The sequence below is a fragment of the Enterococcus sp. 4E1_DIV0656 genome, from assembly GCF_002140695.1.
Lineage (GTDB): Bacteria > Bacillota > Bacilli > Lactobacillales > Enterococcaceae > Enterococcus_D > Enterococcus_D entomosocium.
In genome coordinates this window covers 2,268,483-2,294,356 of sequence record NZ_NGLF01000001.1, presented here as the reverse complement: position 1 = coordinate 2,294,356, position 25,874 = coordinate 2,268,483, and the positions used below count along the sequence as shown (strand labels likewise).

The following is a 25,874-nucleotide window of genomic DNA, read 5'->3' as shown; positions in this document are numbered from 1 at the left end:
TTATTCTATAGCCCACGCTATTGCTTAGTAAAATCAGAATATTCCTCAGTCGGTGAAAAATGTAATTCGACTAAGTATTTTGTGAAATCGGCAGTTTCAGCACACAAAAAAAACAGCTAGATGTTCGCCATCTAGCTGAAATCATTCATCGTTATGCTCAAAGGACTACTTCTATTAAGAGTAACTGTCTCTACTATTTAGAACGAAAATAGCCATTTGAAGATTCTTCTTGTTGATCGTCTTCAATCATTCCTTTTAATGATCGATCTAAAACGGACCGTTTTTTCTCACCATTTTTTTTATTGTTGGCCCGAAACTCGCTGCGTGTCATCCCAACAGAGGGGTGGCGATTGAATTTTTTGACGGTTGGATCGCTTTCTTCTTTGACTTGATAAGCTGCTGGTTCAGTGTCAAATAACAAATAACTTTCTTGTTTTTTTGCCATTGCATCCATCAAATCGTTCGGCGTAATTTCAGGTTTTTGCTCATCAGGAATAATTGATGCAGGAATATATTTAGGCACGAAGTAAGAGCGTCCCGAATATTCTTTTTTTGAAGAAACAGGAACCTCAGCTTTTTCCTTCTTACTAGTCACTTGATAAGAAGAATGGTTCGCTTCTTTGCCAAAAAAATTGGTTTTTCCTGTCGGCATCTGCTCTTTCACCGGACGTTTTCCGTACTGAGGCAAGTTGGCACGGTGATTGGCAAGCTCTTCTTTTTGACGAACATTGTGCCCTCGATCGCGTTGGCTGGAATGCACTTTACGCTGCAAAGATTGATTTTCTTCCTTGTGAGAATGACTCACGGGATCTTTGATTTCGGTTAAAATCCAATCATCTGCTTTACTGAATGCGGGGCGATGCTCGGATTGAAGCTTCACACCGTCTGTATCATCATAAGCAGGAAAACGGAAGTGTTTTCGTTTCACATCTAAATAATTTGCCACTGTACTCATCCTCTTACATGCATTTTTTTCATCATACCACAAATAAAAGAGAATTTCACGAAAGACTGCGCCATTTCAACCGAAGTCGCTTCAATTGTCTCCCCTTGGAGGCACTGACTCCGTCAAGCTTGCCGCATTTGGTTCTTTGATATGGGCAAATAATGGATCGATCTGCCAAATATCTGCTGCATAATTTCGCACCGTTTCATCCGCCGAAAACTTCCCAGCATTCGCAATATTCATTAAACTGATTTTTTGCCAGCGATGAGTATCTTGATAAGCAATATCCACCCGATGCTGTGCATCACAATAGGCGTGGAAATCTCTTAATAAAAAGTACTCATCATTGTATTTCAAAAGTGAATCAAAAATCTCGCGGCCTTCTACTTGGATATTGGGGATTGTCCCGTCAATAAAGGCATTGACTACACGTTGTAGTAGTGGATCTGACTCATAATATGCATAGGCAGAATAATTACGCTGGGCGTAATACTGATACACTTCTTCTTCGGTTAGCCCAAAGATCGCGATGTTTTCATCACCGATTGCATCTCGAATCTCAATATTGGCACCATCTAAAGTGGCGATCGTTACTGCCCCATTTAGCATCAACTTCATATTACTTGTCCCTGAAGCTTCTTTGGAGGCCAATGATATTTGTTCACTGACATCCGCTGCTGGGATAATTTTTTCTGCTAAAGAAACGTTGTAATTTTCTAAAAAAACAACCTTGATTTTATCATTGATGGTTTCATCATGATTGATCAGATTCGCCACTTCATTGATGACTTTAATGATCGATTTTGCGTAGTGATAACTTGGTGCGGCTTTGGCACCAAAGAGAAAGACTCTTGGATGAAACGCAGCAGTTGGATCGTCTTTGACCTCAAAGTAGAGCTTTAGAATATGCATAAGATTTAGTAATTGTCGTTTGTATGCATGCAGACGCTTGATCTGCACATCAAATATTGCCGTCGGATCTACTGTGATGCCCGTTGCTTTTTGAATGTACTGTGCCAGTGCACGCTTGTTACTCATTTTTGCGTCGGCAATTTGTTGGAGAACAGTTTCGTCCTCATAATAGTTTTTGAGTAGTTGCAGGTCTAATGGATCATTGCGCCAGCTTGTACCGATGGACTGATCCAATACTTTGGCTAACGGTTGATTGGCTAGCTGAAGCCAACGCCGTTGCGCGATGCCGTTGGTCTTATTGTTGAAACGGGCAGGATAAATAAGATAAAAGTCATGGAGTACCACTGATTTTAGTAAATCAGAATGGAGCTTGGCTACGCCATTGACACTGTGGCTGCCGATGATCGCGAGATGTGCCATATGGACTTGATCATCAATAATGATTCGCGTCCGTTCCAGTAAGGCTTGCGGATGGACCCCTTGCATCGTTTCCACAAAACGGCGATCAATTTCTTTGATGATCTGATCCATTCTCGGCAAAACTTCTTCAATCATGCGCACGGGCCATTTTTCTAAGGCTTCCGCCATGATCGTATGGTTCGTATAACTCATGACTTTCACGGTGATCGACCACGCTTGTTCCCAAGCAAGACCTTCTTCATCAACTAAAATGCGCATCAGTTCTGGGACGCAAAGGGCTGGGTGCGTATCATTGATGTGGATCGCTACTCGTTCACTCATCATGGCCAAAGGTAAATTCAATTTTTTATAATAACGGACGATACTTTGGATCCCTGCAGACACAAAAAAGTATTCTTGCATCAGCCGGGTCCGTTTGCCTGTCTCATTGGAATCATCGGGATACAAGACCGCTGTCAGATTTTCCAATGCTTGCCGCGATTCTAGTGTCGCGTAGTGCGCCTCATCTTCGGCAGGAACCTCAACACTCCATAAACGCAAGGTATTGAGATGGTGATTTTGGTAGCCAACCATTGCTGTATCATAAGGAACCGCCCGCCAGGTAAAGCCACCTTCATAAACTGGGGCTAATTTCCCGTCCTCTCCGGTAACGAGATAGACATGGCCCCCGAAACGAATAGGCACCGCCTTGCTTTCTTTGCGGACTTCCCAAACATTCCCCGAACGCAACCAGTCATCGGGCAACTCTACTTGATGACCGTCAATAAATTTTTGTTTAAATAATCCGTAGCGATAGCGGATCCCATTGCCATTTCCCGGCAAACCTAAAGAAGCCAATGAATCCATAAAACAAGACGCTAAGCGACCGAGTCCCCCGTTGCCTAAAGCCATGTCTTTTTCCGTCTCTGCAACATCGTCAAGTGAAACCCCTAACTCTTCAAAAACGGCTTCCGCTTGCTCCAACAGCTGCATATTTAACAGATTACTCTTTAACATTTTGCCGGGTAAAAATTCGATTGAAAAATAATACGCTTGTTTCTGATCCTCCAACAAGAGATTTTTTCTGGTCTGACGCCAGTCTTCTGAATACATTTGCTTCACGACATTGGCTAGCGCCTGAAACAATTCCTGCGGTGATGCTTCATCGATCTCTATCGCAAACAGTTCGTGCACGTTGGTTTCTAACAGATCACGCAATCGTTCTTTTGTCATAGGGTTACACTCCTTTATGCTAACCGTTTATAAAAAAGAAGAATTCTTGCCGCCAGAATGGCTAGTCATACAACTAGCCGTTCTGTTGCAGACAAGGATTCTTCTGTCTTAAAACAATCAAACTTTGATATTATTATACAACTCAACATAAAGATCTGAGCTTTGATTCCAGCTAAAATCTTTTTGCATTGCTTGCTTGACTAATGCCGTCCATGTTGTCGGATCCGATTCATATAATTCAATCCCCTGTTTTAAGGCATTCATCAAGTAAAAAGGTGAAAACTCTTGGAAGCCAAAGCCGGTTCCTTGTTTCGTGATCGGATTATAGGAATCCACCGTATCTTTCAAGCCACCGATTTCATGAACGATCGGTAATGTACCATAACGCATCGCGATCATCTGCGATAGTCCACATGGTTCAAAAGCCGAAGGCATCAAGAAGAGATCCGCTGCTGCGTATAACTTTTGCGCCAGTGCAATATCAAAAGAAATCGCGGCAGCACATTTGTCAGGATATTTCTGCGCAAAGTAGCGAAAGCCTTCTTCAAAATCATGTTCGCCAGTCCCTAGTAAGATGAACTGAACATCAAACTGCAAGAGGTTTTCCATTTCTTCAAGAACTAAATGGAACCCCTTTTGAGTGGTCAAACGACTAACAACGGAAATCAGCGGAACCTCTTTACGAGTTGGCAAGCCAAACTGTTCTTGTAGCGCTCGCTTGTTTTTAGCTTTTCCTGATAAATCATCGACACTGAAAGGATAGTCCAAATGAGGATCGGTTTCTGGATCATTCATTTCATAATCAATTCCATTCAAGATACCGCTTAGCTTGCCACTTTCCATGCGTAAAATGACTTCAAGACCACAACCAAACTCAGCTGTTTTGATTTCTTCACTATAGGAAGGACTGACGGTCGTGATGCGGTCCGCATACAAGATTCCTGCTTTCATAAAGTTCAAGCAATCGTTTAAACGCAAGGTTCCATCATCATATCTTTCCGTACCCATCCCAAAAAGATCCGGTAAAATATCGCGACTATACCACCCTTGAAACCCAATGTTATGGATCGTCAAAACGGTGCGTATGTTTTGATACGCTTGGATCCAATGATATTTTTCTTTGATCAAGAACGGAATCATCGCCGTATGGTAATCATTGACATGTACGATGTCTGGAATAAATTCAATGCGTTCCATCATTTCGATCACGGCTAATTGGAAGAAAGCAAAGCGTTCCCCATCATCATAAAAATCATAGAGCCGTTCGCGACCAAAATAGTAAAGATTGTCTATGAAATAATAAGTCACAGCGCCTAGAACTAATTTTTTGATTCCACAATATTGCTTGCGCCAGCCGACCGCCACTTCAAAGGAAAAACAATCTTCCATTTGGTCTTGGTATTCGGCAGGCATTTTCGTGAAATAAGGTAAGACGACAACTGTCTCGACGCCTTTTTTGACCAACTCTTTTGGCAATGCACCTGCAACATCCCCTAACCCGCCTGTTTTAAAAAACGGAGCGCACTCTGCTGCTGTAAACAAAACCTTCATGCGCTTGCTCCTCCGATTACATCTTCTGTCACATGAGAATTCTTCTTAATGACAATCGGGGTTTCTTTGGTTCCCTGCACTTTTACACCTTCTGCGATGGTTACATTTTTATCTAAGATCGCATAAGAGACTTCGGCACCTGCTTTGATTTCGTTATTTCCGAAAATGATCGCGCCTTTGACTTTTGCCTCAGGATGGATTTTCGTACGGCGAGCAACCAGTGACTGCTCGACAGAGCCTTCAACGATGCAACCAGAAGCAAAGTGGCTATTTTTCACCTCAGACGTTTCCGAATAATAGGTTGGTACTTCATTCTTCAATTTGGTATAGATTTTTTGATTCGAATAAAGCAATGAGGTGAATTTATGCACATCTAGCATGTCCATATTTGTTTGATAATAAGAAGAGATATCATAAATGTTACTTAAGTAACCAGTGTACTCATATAGGCCAGTGTTCTCCACAGAGATCATCTCTCGTAAAAATTGACCGAGATCTGCCGTTGCGCCAACTTTTTGCCCTTCTTTAAGAGCCGCGATCAGACGATCCGTTTGAATGATAAAAATATCCGTACACAAGTTGACTAGGGAGCCAACTTCCCCTTTTTTCGCTTGGATCGCTTCTTCTAAGTGTCCTTCACTGTCAACATTAAACAACAAGTCACTTTCAGAAACATTGTCACTGCCGATGCGTTTATACACCACAGTCATTTCATTGCCTTGTAGTTGATGAATTTTCAGCAAAGCACGCAAATCGATGTTGCATAAGATTTTGCTGCCCATAAATACAGTGTGATCTGATTTTGATTTTTCCAAATAGTCAATGACGTTATAGTAGTACTCTTGCCCTTCGGCTTGCTTTTTCAATGAGTCTTGGAATAAGTGGATAAAGAACCGGTTTTGAACACCGTCCAAGTTCCACTCTTTTCCACCACCGATATGATCAAAAACTGACTGGGTCTCTCCTTCATTGAAAATCATGTAGACTTGTTTGATGTTGGCATTTTCAATACTTGAAAGATTGAAATCCAGCAAGCGATATTTGCAGTCAAACAACAAGGTCGACAGCGGACGATTCTCCGTTAATGGCATCAAGTCTTGGTATCGCTGTAGGTTCCCTAAAATTGCACACATTTTATTAGTTCTCATCAATCGTCACCCCTAAAATTTCAGAATAGCCGACTACGGCAATTTCGTCTGTTCCATCGATCTCTGCGTCGTCACCAATCACTGCATTTTCCCCAACGATCACTCGATTTAATTTGACATTTCTGCCAATCACCGCTCCAGGCATGATCACGCTATCTTTGATAGTCGAGCCTTCTTTCACTTGCACGTTCTCTGATAAAATACTGTGCTCGATCTCCCCAGCAACATAGCAGCCGTCCATCACAAGCGAATTTTTAGCAGCACCGGTTTCAGTTACAAAGTGCGGTGGTGCGATTGGGTTTTTGGAGAACACTTGCCAGCTTTTATCCCGGATATTCAACTCCATAGCTGGATCAATAAATTCCATGTTGGCTTCCCACAATGAATCGATCGTTCCTACGTCTTTCCAATAGCCAGAGAAGCGATAGGCAAAAACGTTGTCGCCGCTTTCTAGATAAGAAGGAATCACATGTTTCCCAAAATCGACCATTTCGCCGTCTTTTGTGTAGTTACTCAATAGCATACTGCGTAGACGACTCCAATCAAATATATAGATCCCCATCGAAGCAAGATTACTTTTTGGTTCGGCTGGTTTTTCATCAAATTCGATGATGCGGTCATTTTTATCAGTATTCATGATCCCGAAACGAGAAGCATCTTTCATCGGAACTTCGAGAACTGCAACCGTCAATGAAGCATCATTTTCTTTGTGTTTTTCCAGCATTTCTTCGTAATCCATTTTGTAGATATGGTCGCCGGACAAAATCAAGACATATTGCGGGTCCATCTCATCGATATAGGCGATGTTTTGATAGATGGCATGGGCAGTTCCCTCAAACCATTTTTCGCCTTCTGAATTTGAATATGGCTGTAAAATCGTCACACCGGTACTGATTCCATCCAATCCCCAACTGGCGCCATTGCCGATATGGTTGTTCAGTGCTAAAGGTTGGTACTGCGTGACTACACCCACATTTTTGATTCCAGAATTGACACAATTACTCAACGTGAAATCGATGATCCGATACCTGCCGCCAAACGGAACTGCTGGCTTGGCAATATTTTTTGTTAGTTTCCCTAAACGAGTCCCTTGTCCTCCTGCGAGGATCATTGCTAACATTTCTGTTTTCATTTTGTTTGGTGATCTACTCACCGTTCCCCCTCTACTCTTTTTTTATGCTTTCTTTACTGCTTTTTTACGAGTCATTTTGATTTTTTCTGGTTTGATAATCAAAGCCCCAAGTGCAGGCAAAATTGTTTTGATTTGATAGTCGTATTGTTTAAAAGGGGCATTACTGGTCTGGCAGTCTTGGTTATTAGCCACCCAAGTTCCACCAAATACATCCCGTTCAGTGTTTAAAATCTCTCGATACGTTCCTTCGTATGGCACGCCGATCGCAAAATCGTGACGCTCCACTGGTGTCAGATTGACAACAACGATCAAGAAATCTTTTTTCGTTTTTCCTTGTCGTAAGAAAGTCAATGTCGTTTCATCTAAGTTGTCTGCATCGATCACCATCAATGAATCTTCTTGATCATCCAATTCCCAAAGGGCTCGTTCTTCTTTGTATAGTTCATTCAAGGTCTGGGTGAAGAACTGCATTTTTGCATTTAATGTGTCGTTTAAATCGACCCATTCAAGCCCATGATCATATTTCCATTCTAAAAACTGTCCCCATTCACTACCCATGAATAACAATTTTTTCCCTGGATGCATCATCATGTACGTATAGAGATTTCGTAGTTGTGAAAACTGTTTGTAGCGGTCCCCCCACATTTTATGCATCAAACTTTTTTTACCATGAACGACTTCATCATGAGAAAGTGGCAAGATATAATTTTCTTGCATCCGATACATGAAAGAGAAAGAAAGCAGATTTAAATGATCTTTACGGAAAATCGGGTCCATTTCATAAAAACGCAGGACATCGTTCATCCAGCCCATATTCCATTTATAATCAAATCCTAACGCGCCTTCTTCGACCATTCCTGTTATTTTGGTTTCAGACGTACTTTCTTCTGCAATCATGACCACTGCTGGATGGGCTAACTTGATAACAGAATTAAGCTTCTGTAAAAAGTAATAGCCTTCAAAGTTGCGATTGCCCCCTTCGTGATTTGGTTCCCATGGACCTTCATCATAATCGCGATAGATCATGTTGGAAACGGCATCTACCCGAATACCATCAATGTGGTAAAATTCGATCCAGAACAAGGCACTTGAGATCAGAAAGCTTTGGACTTGTGGTTTGCCGAGATCAAAGTTGATCGCACCCCAGCGAACATTTTTGGCACGGTTTTCATCCATGTATTCAAATGTCGGCGTGCCGTCATAATAAGCTAAGCTGTCATCATTGACACAAAAATGTCCTGGTACCCAATCAACAAAGACACCAATATTTTCTAAATGGCATGCCTCTACAAAGTCTTGAAATTCTTCTGGTGTCCCATAATAGGAACTGAGCGCAAAATAACCTGTCAGCTGATAGCCCCACGAGGTACCTAATGGATGTTCCATCAAAGGCATAAATTCAATATGGGTATAACCCATTTTTTTCACATAAGGAATAAGTTCATCTTTTAATTCAGAGAAGCGATAAGGGGTGCCGTCTTCGTGGTGCTTCCACGAGCTGGCATGAACTTCATAAATATTTAGAGGTCGATTAAATGTTTTCTGTCTTTTTTTGCGGCCTTGCCATAGTCCGTCCCGCCATTTTTTTTGTGGGATCGAATGCAACACGGCAGCAGTTCCTGGTCGAGCTTCGAAATGGACAGCAAAAGGATCAATCTTCAATACTTCTCGTCCATTTGCTTGTTTGACTTTGTATTTGTAAAGCTGTCCTTCTTTTACTTGGTTGGTCTCAATCTCCCAGACCCCAGATTCTGCCCTTTTATTCATTGGCAAAGTGTCTGTCCATTGGTTGAAATCACCAACCAGCCAAACTTGTTGAGCGTTTGGTGCCCAAACACGAAACACATAGCCGTCATCCGCTTGATGGGCTCCTAAGAAATGTTGGACATAAAAATTTTCACCGCTCAGAAAGTCCTTTTCTGCAGTCAGTACCTGTTGTTTGGTAACCACTCTCTCATCAGTCCTCCTTCGACTCATCTTGATCGCTTATTCTTTAACGATCGATCATTGTCCCATTTTTTCATAGAGAAGCATTTGCAATCAAACGATCTCTACTGTTAGCATAGCATAAAATAAAATTCTAGTAACCTAATAACCCTATGATACGAACGAATTATTCAGGACAGAAAAAAACAGCTTGAACGTATCTGTTCAACCTGTTTCAGCTCTACTTTTTAGCTTTTGGAAAATGAAGTATGTGACTACACTTAACTGAAACAAACTTGCCAAAACCAGGATGAAAACAATCATCACCGGAAGTGTCTCAGTTAATTCAACATATGCCAGCAGTGTCCCAAATGCAGAAGAGGCGGAGCAAAAACACCAGAATCGAAACCCGTAAAAACTCGTCACTACGGTATAAAGACTAATAATCCCCAATAAGAAAAGCTGAGTAAATCGGTCAAATACCGTATCGGTATAATAAATTTCACCTAACATGACTTGGATCGTACCAAAACTAGTTGGTACTTTATAAAGCGTCAGCAATGCACCGATCAAACTGAATGCACCAATCAAAAGATGACTGCCAGCTAAGCTGATTCGAATGTTTAGTTTCACGCGTCCTTCACAACCTTCAATCTTCGATCCTTTTACGAAAACAACTGCTTCTACAGCCGTTTCCCTTCTTCGCTAGAGCCGAAATCACCTTCAATTATTTTGCTTGCCAAAGCTCTTTTACTTGCCCATCGGTGTAAACTTTATAGGCTTTATTTACTGCCAAGGACTTGTCTGCGTGACCAATTAAGTAATAATTGCCATCACAGTCAAACTCTCCCTCACTCAATAATTTATAACTCGTTAATGGACCATCTGCCATTTTTTTCGCCAAATAACGAAGGGCATTCGCGGGATTCACTAAATAGTTTTGATTCACTAGCCAATCAATAACCACTGAAACGATCGTATTTGCCCCAAATCGTTCCTTTTGCTTTAATGCGAGAATGAGATCTCCATCAGAAAAACGCGTTTCATCGATCCCCGCATTTGTAATTGCTTGCCGTGCCGCTTCTATCTCTGACATTGATACGAATGTAATCATTTCTGCTTTCGTTTTATTCCGTTCCAACTGTTCAAAATCAACCGTTTTATATCCTTCCATTTTTATATCCCCTTTCAACGTTCTAAAATCATCATATCATCAAGAAATCAAATCTCCAAACAAAAGCTTTGTAATATTCAGAAAATTTAAAACAAATAACATAATTATTAGAAATCTCAATTATCATTGAAAAAAAACGTGTTGTATGAACCTGCTTTTTTCGCTAAGTGAGCGAGCACTGATCGTTGCAAGAAAATATCCTTTTCAGCAGATGGATAACGGCCGTTTTTTAGATTATCACAATTTATTTCTTCCAGCAAGAAATCTAGCTCGGAACTAACGATTTTCAACTGTTGAAGCGATTCTAGAAAAATACTCGGACGCACTTTTTTGTTTTTACGGATACGTTCAAAGATGACACTTACTTGATCTAAGTAATAGACCGGATCGACATCACCGATCAAATCCATTAGTTCGTCATAAACCGATAGATTTTGCAGCTGGCGATTTGCTTCAAAAAAAGCCGGCAGCGTTGGTGGCCATGGCGCTTCTGCGTATGAGATCATCTGAAAACTTTCATGGGCCAAGGAATAAACAATCCCCTGCTCCACCTCCTGCAAACAACCATAGAAGTATTTATTTTCATTACTTAATGTCGCAAAGTTTTTGAGAAAACCAGCGATTTCTTGTGTTGACCAATCAAGGGCATCTTGATAAAAACCGTCACTTTCTTGCAGCTGCTTTTGATCTTCTTCAGTATAAACAGGAAAACCTAAAAAATAGCGTCGATTTTGGCGGATGATCAAAGCTGATGCGATCAGACGGTCAAGGGTTTTATCAAATGACACCTCTGGAAACTTCGCTTTTAGCTCTCGTAGTGTCGGCGGTTCCTGACAGCTTAAAAGCACATGAACCAAATCATGGAATTCAGAAGATGCCAGGATCGGTTGCAACGAACGATAATGGGGACTATAAAAAAATTTCACTGTGTGTACTCCTTATTAAAAAAATCATGAAAAATGCTGGCTTGATCTACCAAAACAGATCTCACCAGCACTCTGACATTTATCCTAATTATCCTTCGAAAACCGCTGTTAATTGAGGAACGATTTGTTTTTTACGAGAAACAACGCCAGGTAAAAAGGCACGATGGTTCGTTAATGTCGTTTCAAACGCTGCTTCTACTGGGGCAATTGGTTCACCAACAACTAATAGCTCAGAATTACTGTCTAAGATATCAGTAGCAACAAGCAAGAACAAATCATAGCCATTTGCTGACATTGATTCTTTCATGGCAGCTTCCAATTCTGCTTGACGGTCAAAGACCTCTTTTAGGTCGACTGTATTGACTTGTCCGATACGGATGTTTTTCCCGCCCATTGGGAAGCTTTTTGCATCAAGATCCAGCAATTCTGCGGCTGATTTCGTTCCAAGATTTGTGCCGGCTTTCAACATATCCAATCCGTATGCTTCCAGTTCAACACCTGCTAAAACCGCTAATTCTTTTGCTGCCGCTACATCTTCATCGGTACATGTTGGCGATTTGAACAACAATGTATCGGAGATGATCGCTGAAAGCATGATTCCTGCGATCGCTTTTGGAATTTCCACTTGATTTTCTTTGTATAACTTCAATACGATCGTACTGGTACAACCAACAGGTTCTGCACGATAATACAACGGATTGGCTGTCTCAAAGTTAGCAATACGGTGATGATCAACCACTGCCAACACTGTAACATCCGCAATATCTGCCGCACTTTGCTGAAACTCATTGTGATCCACCAGCATTACTTCTTGTGTTTCCTTAGTTACTGAATCGATTACACGAGGAGCAGCCAGGCTAAAGGTGTCTAGTGCAAATTGTGTTTCTTCATTCGGTGTACCTAGCGCCACCGCTTCACAGTCTTTCCCAAGTTGATTTTGTAAGTTTGCAAAGGCAATCGCTGCACCAATAGCGTCGGTATCAGGATTTTGGTGACCGAATACTAATATTTTCGACATTTCTTCATCGCTCCTATTTCAATTGATATTCACTTTCTAATCATAGTAAAAAAACAGGAAAGAAGCAATAGCAATCTCTTCTTTCCTGTTTTGATCAACGGGTTAAGTAGCCTTTATAGTCATCTACATGGAGCAAACATTTGGCATTTTTCACCCGATCTTCGGTTGGTGGTTCGATCCCTTCAAGGGGATATTTCAAGCCTAGCTCATCCCACTTGTATTTCCCCATCGTGTGATAAGGTAAGATCTCAACTTTATCGACATTCTTCAACGTCTTGATAAATTCATCCAAACGGATCAAGAAGTCATCATAATCGCTTCTAAAAGGAACCAGCACATGACGAATCCAGACGGGCTGATTGATCTCTGAAAGATAATTTGCCATATCCAAAATATTATCATTGGATTGGGTGGTCAGCTCTTTATGGGCTTTGTTATCGATATGTTTGATATCAAACAACAGCAAATCAGTCACAGTCATCAACTCTTGAAACTTACTGAAAAAAGGCTCTTCTCGTGTAAATGGTTTTCCGCAAGTGTCCAGTGTTGTGCTGACCCCTTCTGCTTTGGCTTTGCGAAACAGATCGATCAGAAAGTCCATTTGAAGTAACGGTTCCCCACCACTAACGGTGATCCCACCTTTTTGTCCCCAGAATTCGCGATATTTCAACGCCTCTTCTAAGACGTCATCGGTCGTTCGTTCGATACCCGTGCCAATCTTCCAAGTATCTGGATTATGACAAAACTGGCAACGCATGCGGCATCCTTGCATGAATACAATAAAACGGATACCTGGTCCATCTACTGATCCAAAACTTTCTGTTGAATGTACTTGTCCTGTTACTGCCATAATGCTCTTCCTTTCTTCGAAACGACGGATAACCATGCTCCGTCTGATACTCTCAAAACAAGAGGCGGCGGATTTTCCCGTCCGCCGCCTGAAGTTGTTGCTTATTACATTGCTTCGTGCATTGTACGAGCAATGACATCATCTTGTTGTTCTTTGGTTAATTTAATGAAATTAACCGCATAACCAGAAACCCGAATCGTTAATTGTGGGTATTTTTCTGGGTGAGCTTGCGCATCAAGTAATGTATCACGGTTAAATACGTTGATATTTAAGTGGTGACCACCTTTTGCTGCATAGCCATCTAGCATTGTTGCTAGGTTTTCTTGTTGTGTCTCATCGTCACGACCTAATGCTTTAGGTACGATTGAGAAGGTGTTTGAAATACCATCTAATGAGTAATCATATGGTAATTTCGCAACTGACGAAAGACTTGCTAATGCACCATGCGTATCGCGGCCATGCATTGGGTTTGCACCTGGAGCAAATGGTGCACCTGCACGACGTCCATCAGGCGTGTTCCCTGTTTTCTTCCCATAAACCACATTAGAAGTGATTGTAAGGATCGAAGTTGTATGTTTTGCATCACGATATGTTTTTGTGCGTTTTACTTTCTTCATGAAAGCTTTCAACAAGTTGACCGCGATATCATCTACACGGTCATCATTGTTTCCGTATTTAGGATAATCGCCTTCGATTTCGTAATCTTCAACAATGCCGTTTTCATCACGAATCGTACGAACTTTGGCATATTTAATCGCTGATAATGAATCAACTGCAACAGAGAAACCAGCGATACCAGTAGCCATCGTACGTAGAATATCTGTATCTTGGAGCGCCATTTCAATGCGTTCATAAGAATATTTGTCATGCATGTAATGAATGATGTTCAATGTGTTCACATACAGATCACAAATCCAGTCCATCATTGTGTCATATTTTTGCATTACTTCGTTGTAATCCAAGTATTCAGAAGTAATTGGTTGGAATTTTGGTCCAACTTGTGCTTTTGATTTTTCATCGACCCCACCGTTGATTGCATACAACAATGTTTTCGCTAAGTTGGCACGAGCACCAAAGAATTGCATTTGTTTCCCGATGCGCATTGCGGATACACAACAAGCGATTCCGTAATCATCGCCCCAATGTCCACGCATCACATCATCGTTTTCATATTGAATCGCTGATGTTTGGATCGACATTTTCGCACAGAATGTTTTGAAGTTATGAGGCAAACGTGTTGACCATAAAACAGTCAAGTTTGGTTCTGGTGCTGGACCTAAGTTTGCTAGCGTGTGTAAGAAACGGAAGCTGTTTTTTGTTACCATGTGGCGTCCATCTTCACCCATACCAGCGATTGACTCAGTTACCCAAGTTGGGTCACCAGAGAACAATGCGTTGTAATCAGGCGTCCGAGCAAATTTCACAAGACGTAGTTTCATGACAAAATGGTCAACGATTTCTTGTGCTTCTTCTTCAGTGATCACGCCATTTTTTAAATCGCGTTCAACATAAATATCAAGGAAAGTTGACGTACGTCCCAATGACATTGCCGCACCATTTTGCTCTTTGATGGCTGCTAAGTAACCAAGATATAACCATTGGAATGCTTCTTTCGCCGTTTGAGCTGGTTTAGAAATATCAAATCCGTAAATGTTTCCTAATTCTTTCAATTCGCTTAAAGCGCGAATTTGTTCACTTAATTCTTCACGTTGGCGGATAATGTCTTCAGACATGGTTCCGTTTCCGCAATACAATAGGTCTTGTTGTTTTTCTTTGATCAAGAAATCCACTCCGTATAATGCAACACGACGGTAGTCACCAATGATCCGGCCACGGCCGTATGCATCAGGAAGACCTGTGATTACACCAGAACGACGAGCTGCTCTGATTTCAGGTGTATAGGCATCAAATACCCCTTGGTTATGTGTTTTACGGTAGTCGCGGAAAATGTGAGAAACTTCCGCATCGATTTCATAGCCGTAAGATTCTGCTGCTTGTTCTGACATGCGGATGCCGCCAAATGGTTGCAAGCTGCGTTTAAATGGTTTTTCCGTTTGGAAACCAACAACTGTTTCTAAGTTTTTGTCTAAGTAGCCAGGTCCATGAGAAGTAATCGTTGAAACGACTTTTGTATCCATATCCAATACGCCGCCAGCTTCACGCTCTTGCTTGTTCAGTTCCATGACTTGATCCCATAGCTTCGTCGTTGCTTCAGTAGCATCTGCTAGGAATTCATCTGTTCCGTCATAAGGTGTGTAGTTTTCTTGGATGAAGTCGCGTACGTTTACTTCTTCTTTCCAAGTTTTTCCTTTAAATCCATTCCATTGTTCCATCTGATGGACCTCCTTAAATTTTCTGTTCACTAATGTAACAGCTTTACGTGAACAGTATAACACACACCCTAATGATTGCAAGTGTTTTCAAGAATTATTTTGAACAATTTAGTTTTTTTTAAGATTTTTATTATTAAAAACGTTGATTTATAAGCATTTATCAAATGTGAATCTTTTATTAAAGTGCGTTTTTTATTAATGTGAAAGATTAATTAAGAGGCAAAAAAGCAACCATTCTGTACTGGTACAGAATGGTTGCTTTGTTATAATTTATAGTACAGAATCCTCTGCGATTGCAGGACTGATTTGTGTTTTCACTTCGTAGATTTGCCCCCCTGTTTTCTCATCCATGATAAATGAGCCGTTGGAGGTCCGATCATTGATCGGGATTTGATTCGTGATGACTTCAAAGGCTTGTCCTTTTTGGTTGGTTACCAGTAGCTGCTGGTTCTCTCCATTCCCCATATAGACTACGCGATGAGGGTTTTTCTTCAATTCCCGTAAGACCATCAATCCACGCTTCGCCCGTCCTAATTGGGTGATCTCTTGGGCTAGCATGCGTTTTGCTGCGCCACGTTGGGTAATCAGAACGATCGGTGTATCCCCTTCTGAATAAACTAACAACCCATTGATAAGATAATCATCCGCTTTAAGGTTCATCGCTTTGACCCCAGCTGCTTTTGGTCCCACAACGGGCACTTCATTAAGCGAATACCGTAAGCCAAAGGCAAGATGACTGACTAAAAAGACATCCATTTCTTCTGTTTGATCAGTCAAAAAGACATTGACTAATTCATCTGATTCATCTTTCAGCTTCATGATCGTCATTGGCCGTGTCTTATAGGTGCGCCAAGGTTCAAATTCCGTCATTCGTGTTTGTTTAATCATGCCGTTTTTACTGATCAGCACAAAGTTTTTCAACGGATCGATCTCTTTGTAGGCAAAGACCCCAATGATCATTTCATCTTGCGCCAGTGTCATAACCGTTTGCGAAATATGTTCGCCTAGATCTTTCCATTTTAAATCAGGCAATTCATGAACCGGACGATAGATCGTGTTTCCTTTATTGGTTACCAATAACAGATGATCCAACGTATTCATTTGGTTGCTGTAAAGTAAAGAGTCGCCTTCTTTCATGCCGATCTCTTCTGGTTTTGAGGCACCGTAAGAACGCAAACTGCTGCGTTTGACATAACCGTCTCTTGTGACTGTCACGACGACTTCTTCTTGCGCGACTAAAACTTGTGTTTCGATCTTGATTTCTTGAATTTCGGCTTCGATCTCAGTCAATCGCGGTGTCGAATATTTTTTCTTGATCTCCCGCAATTCCTTTTTGATCACTTTCAGTAATTCACTTTCCTCATTTAAAATCGTTGTCAATTCAGCGATCGTTTCAGCAAGTTCTTTCGCCTCTGCTTGCAATTGTGTGATATCCGTATTGGTCAAGCGGTACAACTGTAAGTTCACAATGGCTTCTGCTTGCTCTTCCGTAAAACCGTGCTGAACAACCAGATTGTTTTTGGCATCTTTTTTGTCATTACTGCCGCGAATGGTGGCGATCACTTCATCAAGAATCGATAAAGCTTTGATTAACCCATCGACGATATGCTGTCTCTTTTGGGCTTTTTGCAGTTCAAAACGACTGCGTTTTTCGATCACTTCACGCCGATGCTTGATGTAGCTTTCTAAAATCCGTTTCAAACCGACTTGTTGGGGGCGCATATTGTCGATAGCCACCATGTTGAAGTTGTAGTTGATCTGCAATTCGGTATTTTTAAATAAATAATTTAAAATTCCTTGTGCATTTGCTTCTTTTTTCAGCTCGACAACGATCTGCAAACCAGTACGGTCAGTTTCATCACGCACTTCAGCAATCCCGTCGATCCGTTTATTCAAACGAATCTCATCCATTTTTTTGACTAGATTGGCTTTATTGACCTCATAGGGAATCTCATTGATAACGATTTGCTGCTTGCCACCTTTGATGTCTTCGATCTTGGTTTTCGAACGCAGGATCACTTTGCCTTTGCCTGTTTCATAGGCTTTTTTGATTTCTTCTTTCCCTTGTAAAATCCCTCCTGTTGGAAAATCAGGGCCGGGAATATACTTCATCAGCTGATCCAAAGAAGCTTGCGGATGGTCGATCAAATAGACCGTTCCATCAATGATTTCCCCTAAATTATGGGTGGGAATTTCCGTTGCATACCCAGCTGAGATCCCAGTTGAGCCATTGACTAACAGATTTGGGTATTTTGCTGGTAAGACCGTTGGTTCTTTTTCGGTATCATCAAAATTCCACACCAATTCGACGGTGTTTTTTTCGATATCTTTTAACAGCTCACCGCTTAATTCTGAAAGTCGTGCTTCGGTATAACGCATGGCAGCTGGCGGATCACCATCCATACTCCCGTTGTTTCCGTGCATTTCAATCAAAATCTGACGCAATTTCCAGTCTTGGCTCATGCGGACCATTGCTTCATAAATACTCGAGTCACCATGGGGATGAAAGTTCCCCATGATATTCCCGACTGATTTCGCTGATTTGCGGAAGCCTTTGTCATACGTATTGCCGTCTTGGTTCATGGCAAACAAGATGCGCCGCTGAACCGGTTTTAACCCATCACGAATATCTGGCAATGCCCGTTCTTGAATAATGTATTTGGAATATCGACCGAAGCGATCTCCCATCACTTCTTCCAATGTCAATTCTTGTATATTGCTTCTGTGTTCCAAGAGACCACCTCCTATTCCTTAACTAAATGTTTGCTTTCTGCTTGTTCGGTATCCATTAACTTTTCATCAACTAATTCCGGTACCGTATCTTCTTTTTTATCCAAAATACTGCCATCTTCTTCTAAACTGAATTGAACATGGCTTTCGATCCACTTCCGACGAGGTTCTACCTTGTCCCCCATCAAAGTGGTGACGCGACGTTCTGCTTGAGCCGCATCATCGATTCTTACCCGAATCAGCGTCCGCGTTTCTGGGTCCATCGTCGTTTCCCACAATTGATCGGCATTCATTTCCCCCAACCCTTTGTAGCGCTGAAGCATATAGCCTTTACCGATTTTTTGGGTCAGTTTGCTTAGTTCATCATCCGTCCAAGCATATTCGACTACTGCCTTTTTCCCTAACCCTTTAGACACTTTATACAAAGGTGGCAAAGCAATGTATACTTTTCCCGCTTCGATCAAAGGTTTCATATACCGGTAGAAAAACGTTAAAAGCAGCACTTGGATGTGCGCCCCATCGGTATCCGCATCGGTCATGATAATGACTTTGTCATAATTGCAGTCTTCAATCGAAAACTCTGGGCCAACACCGGCACCGATAGTATAGATCATGGTATTGATCTCTTCATTTTTCAAAATATCCTGCATCTTGGCTTTTTCTGTATTGATAACTTTGCCTCGTAACGGTAAAATCGCTTGGAACTTGCGGTCACGGCCTTGCTTCGCTGACCCGCCGGCTGAGTCCCCCTCCACCAAATACAATTCATTTTTCTTAGGATTACGAGACTGAGCAGGCGTTAATTTTCCAGAAAGCAGTGACTCACCTTTTTTGCGTTTCTTTCCTGTGCGGCTTTCTTCTCTCGCCTTTCTGGCAGCTTCACGGGCCTCTCTTGCTTTGATCGCTTTACGAACCAGCATTTGACTCATTTCACTGTTTTCTTGCAGGTAATAGCCTAGTTGCTCGCCAATCACATTGTCTACAGCATTTCTTGCTAAGGGTGTTCCTAATTTCCCTTTGGTCTGTCCTTCAAATTGCAAAAGATTTTCTGGAACACGGATCGACAGCACGGCCGCTAAGCCTTCACGAAAATCACTACCTTCAAGGTTCTTATCTTTTTCCTTCAACAAATTGACCTTGCGGGCATATTCATTGAAAGCTTTCGTCATTGATGTTTTCATCCCAACTTCATGGGTACCACCATCTTTGGTACGTACATTGTTGACAAAGGACAAGACATTTTCCGAATAGCCATCATTGTATTGAAAGGCAAGTTCTACCTCGATTGCTTCTTTGGTACCGGAAAAATAAACCACCTGGGTCAAGGTATCTTTTTCTTCATTTAAATAATCAACGAATTCTTTGATGCCTTCTTCATATAAAAAAACTTCATGAATTGGTTCTTCCCCACGTTCATCCGTCAGGGAGATTTTGACCCCTTTTAGCAAGAAAGCCGATTCTCTTAAACGTTCTGCGAGAATTTCATAGGAGAATTTGGTTGTTGAAAAGATCGTGTCGTCAGGTTTAAAGGTGACTGTGGTTCCAGTTGGTTTACGAGTTTTGCCGATTTTTTTCAAAGTACCAGCTGGTTTCCCACCGTCTTTGAAGCTCTGTTTGTATTCGATGCCATCACGAACGATGACTACTTCCAGCCAGCTGGATAGAGCATTTACAACACTGGCACCAACCCCATGAAGGCCGCCAGAAGTTTTGTAGCCTCCTTGGCCAAACTTCCCGCCGGCATGTAGCACTGTGAAGATCACTTCAACAGTAGGGATTCCCGATGCATGTGTCCCGACCGGCATTCCTCGCCCATTGTCTCGAACACTGATACTATTGTCTTTGTGGATCGTAACATCGATTTCATTGCCGTATCCAGAGAGTGCCTCATCAACCGCATTATCGACGATTTCATACACTAAGTGATGTAAGCCGCGGCTATCGGTCGAGCCGATATACATTCCTGGCCGTTTTCTTACTGCTTCTAGGCCCTCTAAGACCTGAATGGAAGCATCATTATATTCTGTGGTTTTCTTTGCCAAACCCACCGCTCCTTTAATCTTGATCAGTCCTTTTTTACTGCTGAAAGGACTGCAAAAAAAATCTTAACACAAAATACGCTTTTTTCAAGCGAACATTTTTCTAAACTATCTTATCCTTTTTCCTTTGTTTGCACAAGCTAGAGTCACAAAATGGCTTGTTTGTGTTTCACAGCTCCGAGGAAAGCTGTTTTTCTTCTTTCCCTGACTAGCGAAAGATTTTCTTATTGTTGGAAAGGCGTTTTCATGCTAAAATTGCCCTAGCCTTGCAAAGAAAGTTGGTTATTATGAATACGATTCTTTTATTTATTGTTGCTTACCTTTTAGGTTCGATCCCCTCGGGTGTTTGGATTGGCCAATTGTTTTTCAAAAAAGATATTCGCCAATTCGGCAGCGGCAATACGGGAACGACCAATACATTTCGCGTTTTAGGAAAGAAAGCCGGGATCGTTGTTTTATTGATGGATATCTTAAAAGGAACTTTGGCAACCAGTTTGCCTGTCCTCTTTGGTCTCCATACCGTCAATCCGCTCTGGTTTGGGGTCTGCGCGATCTTAGGTCATACCTTTCCGATCTTTGCCAAGTTTAAAGGCGGCAAAGCGGTGGCGACAAGTGCTGGGATGCTCTTAGGATACAATCCGCTCTTTTTCATTTATTCTTCATTGATTTTTGTTATCTGTCTTTATGTGACAAGTATGGTAAGCCTGACCAGTATGATCGCGGCGTGTTTGATCACCTTATCGACGGTCGTTTTGCCTTTTATCGCCCCTGCGATATTGCCTGAGCAAAACTGGCTGCTGACCTTCATCGCGATCGGCGTAACGATTTTTATCTTTATTCGCCATCGCGAAAATATTTCACGTATTAAAGACGGGACTGAAAGTCGGGTACCGTTTGGTCTGAATAAGCGTCAAGCGAACAAATAAGCAGAAGCTGAGAAAAGTGCAATGACTTTTCTCAGCTTCTTTTTGCCTGCTTTTATTTGACTGTGATCGAGTACTTTGTTTCAAATAACTCCTCAGGCGAAAGTGCTTGAATACCCAATTTTTCTGAAAGCTCACCGGAAGCTTCCAGTGTATCTGCGATACCGCACCATGGTTCTATACATAGAAACGGCGATTTTACGGGATACGTGGACCAAAAACCGACATACGGCATATTATTGTAGCTTAACGTAACACTATGAGGCGATTTCTCACTGCGAATCGAGTAGGAATGTAATCCTTTCGTTTCATAAACCAGCGCATCATTTGCAAACATATCGTGGGTCAAGCGCAAATCCGTATTCGTTTGACCGAGTGTGCGTTGTTCATAATCAATATAATTGCCTTTTAATGGCAATTTCACTCGTGATTTCTTTGGAGAAAAAGAAAGGTAGTAGTCTTCAAATGTCAGCCCTTTTTCAAGTGGGACATTGAATGCAGGGTGTCCTCCAATGGAGAAGAATAGTTCTTTTTGACCGCTATTCTTTACTTGATATTTGACGACTAAGCCATCACCGCCTAATTCGTAACTGACATACAGCTGAAAATCAAACGGATACTTCGCTTTGGTTTCAGTTGAACTTTCTAATAGAAACAAGGCATAGTCTGTACGTTTTTCAACGACAGTAAACACCATGTCTCTGGCAAACCCATGACGGGGCAAATGATAACTTTTGCCCTCATGCTGATAGGTGTCCTCTTTTAAGGCGCCAACAATCGGAAATAAGATTGGCGCATGCTTTCCCCAGTGGTTTGGATCAGCTTGCCAAATATATTCAAGGTCATTGCTTGTATCAACTAAGCTTTGTAGCTCAGCCCCTTTTTCTGCAATTTTTGCTTGCAGATGACCCGCCGTGATGGTAACTGTCATGGTCTCATCTCCTAATATTGATGTTTCGTCAATTCCTCTTTAAAGCGGCTGTTAAGCACTTTTAAATAGGTGCCTTTCATCCCCAAAGAGCGGGATTCTATAATGCCGGCAGACTCTAGTTTACGCAAAGCATTTACGATCACCGACCGTGTAATTCCAATGCGATCAGCGATACTTGACGCGGTCAGACGACCTTCGTCGCCTTCTAATGCCTCAAAGATCGCTTGAACAGCTTTCAACTCACTATAAGAAAGTGTGTTGATTGCCATTTGAACAGCTGTGGTACTGCGAACATCTTCTTCGATACTGCGGGATTTTTGGTACAAGAATTGCATACCAACAACTGTCGCACTGTATTCCGCTAATACCAAATCGTCGTCATCAAAGGACTTATCGATTCTGGAAAGAATGATCGTACCTAAACGTTCCCCTGCACCGTAAATCGGTACGATGGTCGTTAGTCCGTTGGGATACAACTCACGGCCTTCTACAGGAAAAGCGGTCATATCATCACTGATTGGCACATTAGCTTCTGTGGAAGTCAGGTGATCGACTAAATCTGTATAATTTTTAGGAAACTGTTTTTCAACAAACATTTTTTTGATGCGTTCATTATTGACATCATGGTTCTCAACAAAACCTAACACGCTACCGTCAATGCTAATAATATACGCATTGCTGTCTAGGATGTTTCCTAAAATGACAGCCATCTTGTCGTAAGGCAAATCAGAAGCTAAATTAAAGGTGTTTTTTTGCTGCAATAATTCGTTGATTTGTCTTGTCTTTTCTAATAATGTTTTCATTAGTCCGCTCCCTTTATAATATATACCGGCTTAAGTCTTCATCTTTTGCGATGGACGCAAGTTTTTCTTCCACATACGCTTCTGTGATGGTAATTTCACCCATTTGCATCTCAGATGCTTCAAACAATAAGTCTTCAAGTAGTTTCTCTAGAATCGTATGCAAACGACGAGCACCGATATTGTCGGTATCGCGATTCACTTGATAAGCAATTTCGGCAATTTTCTCGATAGCTTCCATCGTAAAGACTACTTTGACATTTTCGGTTCCTAACAAGGCAATGTATTGCTTGACTAAGGCATTGTTGGGCTCCGTTAAAATTTTAACAAAGTCTTCTTTTGTCAAATCATCTAGTTCCACACGAATCGGGAAACGCCCTTGCAATTCAGGGATCAGATCGCTTGGTTTCGACAGGTGGAATGCCCCAGAAGCAATAAAAAGGATATGGTCTGTTTGTAGGGTTCCGTATTTCGTATTGACTTGCGATCCTTCAACGATCGGCAAGATATCTCTTTGCACCCCTTCACGAGAAACTTCTCCTGACTGCTGTGATTTCGAAGATACTTTGTCGATTTCATCTAGAAAAATGATGCCACTAGATTCTGCTAAACGTAATGCTTCACTATGAATATCCGCGTCGTTGACCAGTTTTGAAGATTCTTCTTGAATCAGCAATTCTCGTGCTTCTTTTACGGTTACTGTGCGTTCAATTTTCTTTTGCGGTTTCAATGCTCCTAAGGTTTCATTCAAATCGATCCCCATTTGTTCTAAGCCATTGTTCATCATCGGTGCTTGATTTTTCGGCTCATCGACTTGGATCGTCACTTCCCGGTTGTCTAAAAGGCCCTTTTCTAATTGCTCAAAAATGGCTTGACGGTTGCTGCGAATCTCATCCGTCAATTCTTCCTTTGGCTCTTCTGGTTGTTGTGCGGCGTTGAACATATTCATCATTTGTTCATAAGGATTGGTATTCTTTTTCTGTTCCTTTTTAATACCAGGAACTAAGACTTTTACTAAACGACGGTTGGCTTTTTTCTCTGCTTGGATCCGCACGTTTTTATATTGTTCTTTTTTCACGATTTGGATCGCATTCTCAACGAGGTCACGTACCATCGATTCTACGTCTCGACCGACATAGCCGACTTCCGTGAATTTCGTCGCTTCTAACTTAACGAAAGGTGCATCAACGATCTTTGCTAAGCGTCGCGCAATTTCCGTTTTACCAACCCCTGTTGGTCCGATCATCAAAATATTTTTTGGTGTGACATCTTGTTGCATCTTTTCATCTAATTGCAGCCGGCGGTAGCGATTTCTCAAAGCAACAGCCACTGATTTTTTGGCGTTGGTTTGTCCAACGATGTATTCATCTAATTCTTTCACGATTTCTCGTGGTGATTTGTTTTGGTTTGTCATATCGTCATCCCTCTTTAAAACTCTTCTACAATGATATTGTGATTCGTAAAGACACAAATGTCTGCGGCAATATTCAAGGCACCTTCAGCAATTTCTTTGGCAGATAGTTCACCGCCATAACGTTTCATCGCGCGGGCTGCTGCCAAGGCATAGTTTCCACCTGAACCGATGGCTAAGATCCCTTCATCTGGCGAAATGACTTCGCCTGTCCCAGAGACCAAAAGCATCTCCTTATCATTCATGACGATCAGCATCGCCTCTAATTTTTGCATCGATTGCTGAGTCCGCCATTCTTGTGCCAATTCTACTGCAGCTCGCTGCAAATTTCCGTTGTATTCATTTAGTTTTCCTTCAAATTTTTCTTCCAAGGTAAAGGCATCTGCCACACTGCCGGCAAAACCAACGATCACTTCACCATTGTAAATTCGACGGACTTTCCGAGCGGTTCCTTTCATAACGACCTGTTCTCCCATCGTTACTTGTCCGTCACCGGCCATGGCAAATTTTCCATCTTTTTCAACCGCACAGATGGTGGTTGAATGAAATTCTGACTTCATTTATGTTCCTCCTGTACCAATTTTACGCGCGTGGATGAAATTGGCGATAATTTTTTTGTAAACTGTCTTTGGTGACATGCGCATAAATCTGTGTCGTCGATAGATTGGCATGCCCCAACAGTTCTTGAACGGTCCGCATATCGGCGCCGTTGTTTAATAAATGGGTTGCAAACGTATGCCGAAGCATATGAGGATGGATTTTACTGTCTAAACTGCTTTTTCGAATGATTTGATTCAAAACATATTCGATCCCAGTTGCAGTGATCCCGTCACCAAGATGATTCACGAAAAGGATCTCGTGTTCCTTGTTCTGCTTTTCCATCAGCTGTTTGCGTCCTGAGGAAAGATAGCGTTTGACTGCTGCTTGTGCGTAACTACCGAAAGGAACATAGCGATCCTTATTCCCCTTCCCATGGATCAGTAATACGCCGCTTTCCCAATCGATTGCCCCCAGTGTGAGACTGCTGCACTCACTGACCCGCAAACCTGAACCATAAAGGACTTCTAACAATGCTTGATTGCGCTGTTGTAGTGGCTCATCGCCAGCAACACTTTGAAAGAGAGCATCCATTTCCTTCTCATAAAAAAAACGCGGCAATTTGGCGTTTTTCTTTTTTAAATGAATGTAGGCGAAAGGATTCTCTTTGACGATCTCATGCTTGGTTAGAAACTGATAAAAAGATCGCAAACTAGCCATTTTACGACTGATGGAATTACGGCTGTACTCTCGTTCCGTCAAATAGCTTAAATAGACGCGAACATCGCGGTATTCCACTGCTAATGGGTCTTCATTGCCAGACTCTTTTAAGAAGTGAAAAAAATCGCCCATATCTTCTTTATACGCTTTTTTTGTCTTTTCCGAATACCCTCTTTCAACAATAAGATAACGAAAAAACTCTTCTTGAAACTGATCTGTTTGCAAATTAACCCCC

20 protein-coding genes are annotated in these 25,874 nt (G+C 41.7%); 1 reads left to right on the top strand and 19 read right to left on the bottom strand.

The features are described 5' to 3' along the window. Positions 1–193: 193 nt before the first annotated feature. The 14 genes from A5882_RS10790 to parE all read right to left on the bottom strand — a co-directional run bounded on the left by A5882_RS10790 (position 194) and on the right by parE (position 20,320). Positions 194–955 carry a hypothetical protein gene (locus A5882_RS10790; RefSeq protein ID WP_016613236.1) on the bottom strand — a complete coding sequence of 254 codons (762 nt, stop codon included), beginning with the start codon at positions 953–955 and terminating at the stop codon, positions 194–196. A gap of 81 nt (positions 956–1,036) precedes the next feature. After that, positions 1,037–3,490: a glycogen/starch/alpha-glucan phosphorylase gene (locus A5882_RS10785; RefSeq protein ID WP_016613235.1), complete on the bottom strand. Its 2,454-nt coding sequence runs from the start codon at positions 3,488–3,490 to the stop codon at positions 1,037–1,039. Positions 3,491–3,607: 117 nt separating this feature from the next. Continuing rightward, positions 3,608–5,041: a glycogen synthase GlgA gene (glgA, locus tag A5882_RS10780; RefSeq protein WP_086299592.1), complete on the bottom strand. Its 1,434-nt coding sequence runs from the start codon at positions 5,039–5,041 to the stop codon at positions 3,608–3,610. Then, entirely contained in the window at positions 5,038–6,189 is a 1,152-nt protein-coding gene (gene glgD, locus A5882_RS10775) for a glucose-1-phosphate adenylyltransferase subunit GlgD (protein ID WP_016613233.1), read from the bottom strand. Before glgD ends, glgA begins: the two co-directional genes overlap by 4 nt. Beyond that, on the bottom strand, positions 6,179–7,321 hold the full coding sequence (locus tag A5882_RS10770; protein WP_016613232.1) for a glucose-1-phosphate adenylyltransferase: 1,143 nt from the start codon (positions 7,319–7,321) through the stop codon (positions 6,179–6,181). The genes glgD and A5882_RS10770 overlap by 11 nt, the downstream gene beginning before the upstream one ends. A 42-nt stretch (positions 7,322–7,363) precedes the next feature. Beyond that, positions 7,364–9,298: a 1,4-alpha-glucan branching protein GlgB gene (glgB, locus tag A5882_RS10765; RefSeq protein WP_016613231.1), complete on the bottom strand. Its 1,935-nt coding sequence runs from the start codon at positions 9,296–9,298 to the stop codon at positions 7,364–7,366. A 174-nt stretch (positions 9,299–9,472) separates the two neighbouring features. Next, positions 9,473–9,880: a hypothetical protein gene (locus A5882_RS10760; protein ID WP_008379690.1), complete on the bottom strand. Its 408-nt coding sequence runs from the start codon at positions 9,878–9,880 to the stop codon at positions 9,473–9,475. 94 nt (positions 9,881–9,974) lie between these two features. Continuing rightward, on the bottom strand, positions 9,975–10,421 hold the full coding sequence (locus A5882_RS10755) for a hypothetical protein (RefSeq protein ID WP_005236794.1): 447 nt from the start codon (positions 10,419–10,421) through the stop codon (positions 9,975–9,977). A gap of 116 nt (positions 10,422–10,537) precedes the next feature. Continuing rightward, entirely contained in the window at positions 10,538–11,347 is an 810-nt protein-coding gene (locus A5882_RS10750) for a DUF1803 domain-containing protein (protein ID WP_034872210.1), read from the bottom strand. Between the two features lie 88 nt (positions 11,348–11,435). Next, on the bottom strand, positions 11,436–12,365 hold the full coding sequence (locus A5882_RS10745; RefSeq protein ID WP_008379685.1) for a manganese-dependent inorganic pyrophosphatase: 930 nt from the start codon (positions 12,363–12,365) through the stop codon (positions 11,436–11,438). A 94-nt stretch (positions 12,366–12,459) separates the two neighbouring features. Then, on the bottom strand, positions 12,460–13,215 hold the full coding sequence (gene pflA / locus A5882_RS10740; RefSeq protein WP_086372729.1) for a pyruvate formate-lyase-activating protein: 756 nt from the start codon (positions 13,213–13,215) through the stop codon (positions 12,460–12,462). A 104-nt stretch (positions 13,216–13,319) separates the two neighbouring features. Then, positions 13,320–15,548 carry a formate C-acetyltransferase gene (gene pflB, locus A5882_RS10735; RefSeq protein WP_086372728.1) on the bottom strand — a complete coding sequence of 743 codons (2,229 nt, stop codon included), beginning with the start codon at positions 15,546–15,548 and terminating at the stop codon, positions 13,320–13,322. 270 nt (positions 15,549–15,818) lie between these two features. Then, positions 15,819–18,281 (bottom strand): DNA topoisomerase IV subunit A, encoded by a 2,463-nt coding sequence (gene parC / locus A5882_RS10730; RefSeq protein WP_086372727.1) that lies wholly within the window; start codon positions 18,279–18,281, stop codon positions 15,819–15,821. An 11-nt stretch (positions 18,282–18,292) separates the two neighbouring features. Next, on the bottom strand, positions 18,293–20,320 hold the full coding sequence (parE, locus tag A5882_RS10725) for a DNA topoisomerase IV subunit B (RefSeq protein WP_034872209.1): 2,028 nt from the start codon (positions 20,318–20,320) through the stop codon (positions 18,293–18,295). A gap of 284 nt (positions 20,321–20,604) precedes the next feature. Between parE and plsY the strand changes: the two genes are divergently transcribed. Further along, positions 20,605–21,243, top strand: a complete 639-nt coding sequence (gene plsY / locus A5882_RS10720) for a glycerol-3-phosphate 1-O-acyltransferase PlsY (protein WP_008379676.1) — start codon at positions 20,605–20,607, stop codon at positions 21,241–21,243. 52 nt (positions 21,244–21,295) lie between these two features. Here the strand turns inward: plsY and A5882_RS10715 are convergent, their stop codons facing one another. Genes A5882_RS10715 through xerC form a run of 5 tightly spaced genes read right to left on the bottom strand, consistent with a single transcriptional unit; the run spans position 21,296 to position 25,864 of the window. Beyond that, on the bottom strand, positions 21,296–22,171 hold the full coding sequence (locus A5882_RS10715) for an aldose 1-epimerase family protein (protein WP_005236816.1): 876 nt from the start codon (positions 22,169–22,171) through the stop codon (positions 21,296–21,298). Between the two features lie 11 nt (positions 22,172–22,182). Continuing rightward, positions 22,183–22,974, bottom strand: coding sequence for a GTP-sensing pleiotropic transcriptional regulator CodY (codY, locus tag A5882_RS10710; RefSeq protein ID WP_005236817.1), 792 nt, complete (start codon positions 22,972–22,974; stop codon positions 22,183–22,185). A 13-nt stretch (positions 22,975–22,987) separates the two neighbouring features. Further along, positions 22,988–24,385, bottom strand: a complete 1,398-nt coding sequence (hslU, locus tag A5882_RS10705; protein ID WP_005236820.1) for an ATP-dependent protease ATPase subunit HslU — start codon at positions 24,383–24,385, stop codon at positions 22,988–22,990. Between the two features lie 14 nt (positions 24,386–24,399). Continuing rightward, positions 24,400–24,942 (bottom strand): ATP-dependent protease subunit HslV, encoded by a 543-nt coding sequence (gene hslV / locus A5882_RS10700; protein WP_005229630.1) that lies wholly within the window; start codon positions 24,940–24,942, stop codon positions 24,400–24,402. A 22-nt stretch (positions 24,943–24,964) separates the two neighbouring features. Then, positions 24,965–25,864: a tyrosine recombinase XerC gene (gene xerC / locus A5882_RS10695; protein WP_228085131.1), complete on the bottom strand. Its 900-nt coding sequence runs from the start codon at positions 25,862–25,864 to the stop codon at positions 24,965–24,967. Positions 25,865–25,874: the final 10 nt, after the last annotated feature.

Coding starts and splice junctions, on each gene's coding strand:
- A5882_RS10790 (WP_016613236.1), bottom strand. CDS start 955: ATGAGTACAGTGGCAAATTATTTAGATGTGAAACGAAAACACTTCCGT.
- A5882_RS10785 (WP_016613235.1), bottom strand. CDS start 3,490: ATGACAAAAGAACGATTGCGTGATCTGTTAGAAACCAACGTGCACGAA.
- glgA (WP_086299592.1), bottom strand. CDS start 5,041: ATGAAGGTTTTGTTTACAGCAGCAGAGTGCGCTCCGTTTTTTAAAACA.
- glgD (WP_016613233.1), bottom strand. CDS start 6,189: ATGAGAACTAATAAAATGTGTGCAATTTTAGGGAACCTACAGCGATAC.
- A5882_RS10770 (WP_016613232.1), bottom strand. CDS start 7,321: ATGAAAACAGAAATGTTAGCAATGATCCTCGCAGGAGGACAAGGGACT.
- glgB (WP_016613231.1), bottom strand. CDS start 9,298: ATGAGTCGAAGGAGGACTGATGAGAGAGTGGTTACCAAACAACAGGTA.
- A5882_RS10755 (WP_005236794.1), bottom strand. CDS start 10,421: ATGGAAGGATATAAAACGGTTGATTTTGAACAGTTGGAACGGAATAAA.
- A5882_RS10745 (WP_008379685.1), bottom strand. CDS start 12,365: ATGTCGAAAATATTAGTATTCGGTCACCAAAATCCTGATACCGACGCT.
- pflA (WP_086372729.1), bottom strand. CDS start 13,215: ATGGCAGTAACAGGACAAGTACATTCAACAGAAAGTTTTGGATCAGTA.
- pflB (WP_086372728.1), bottom strand. CDS start 15,548: ATGGAACAATGGAATGGATTTAAAGGAAAAACTTGGAAAGAAGAAGTA.
- plsY (WP_008379676.1), top strand. CDS start 20,605: ATGAATACGATTCTTTTATTTATTGTTGCTTACCTTTTAGGTTCGATC.
- A5882_RS10715 (WP_005236816.1), bottom strand. CDS start 22,171: ATGACAGTTACCATCACGGCGGGTCATCTGCAAGCAAAAATTGCAGAA.
- codY (WP_005236817.1), bottom strand. CDS start 22,974: ATGAAAACATTATTAGAAAAGACAAGACAAATCAACGAATTATTGCAG.
- hslU (WP_005236820.1), bottom strand. CDS start 24,385: ATGACAAACCAAAACAAATCACCACGAGAAATCGTGAAAGAATTAGAT.
- hslV (WP_005229630.1), bottom strand. CDS start 24,942: ATGAAGTCAGAATTTCATTCAACCACCATCTGTGCGGTTGAAAAAGAT.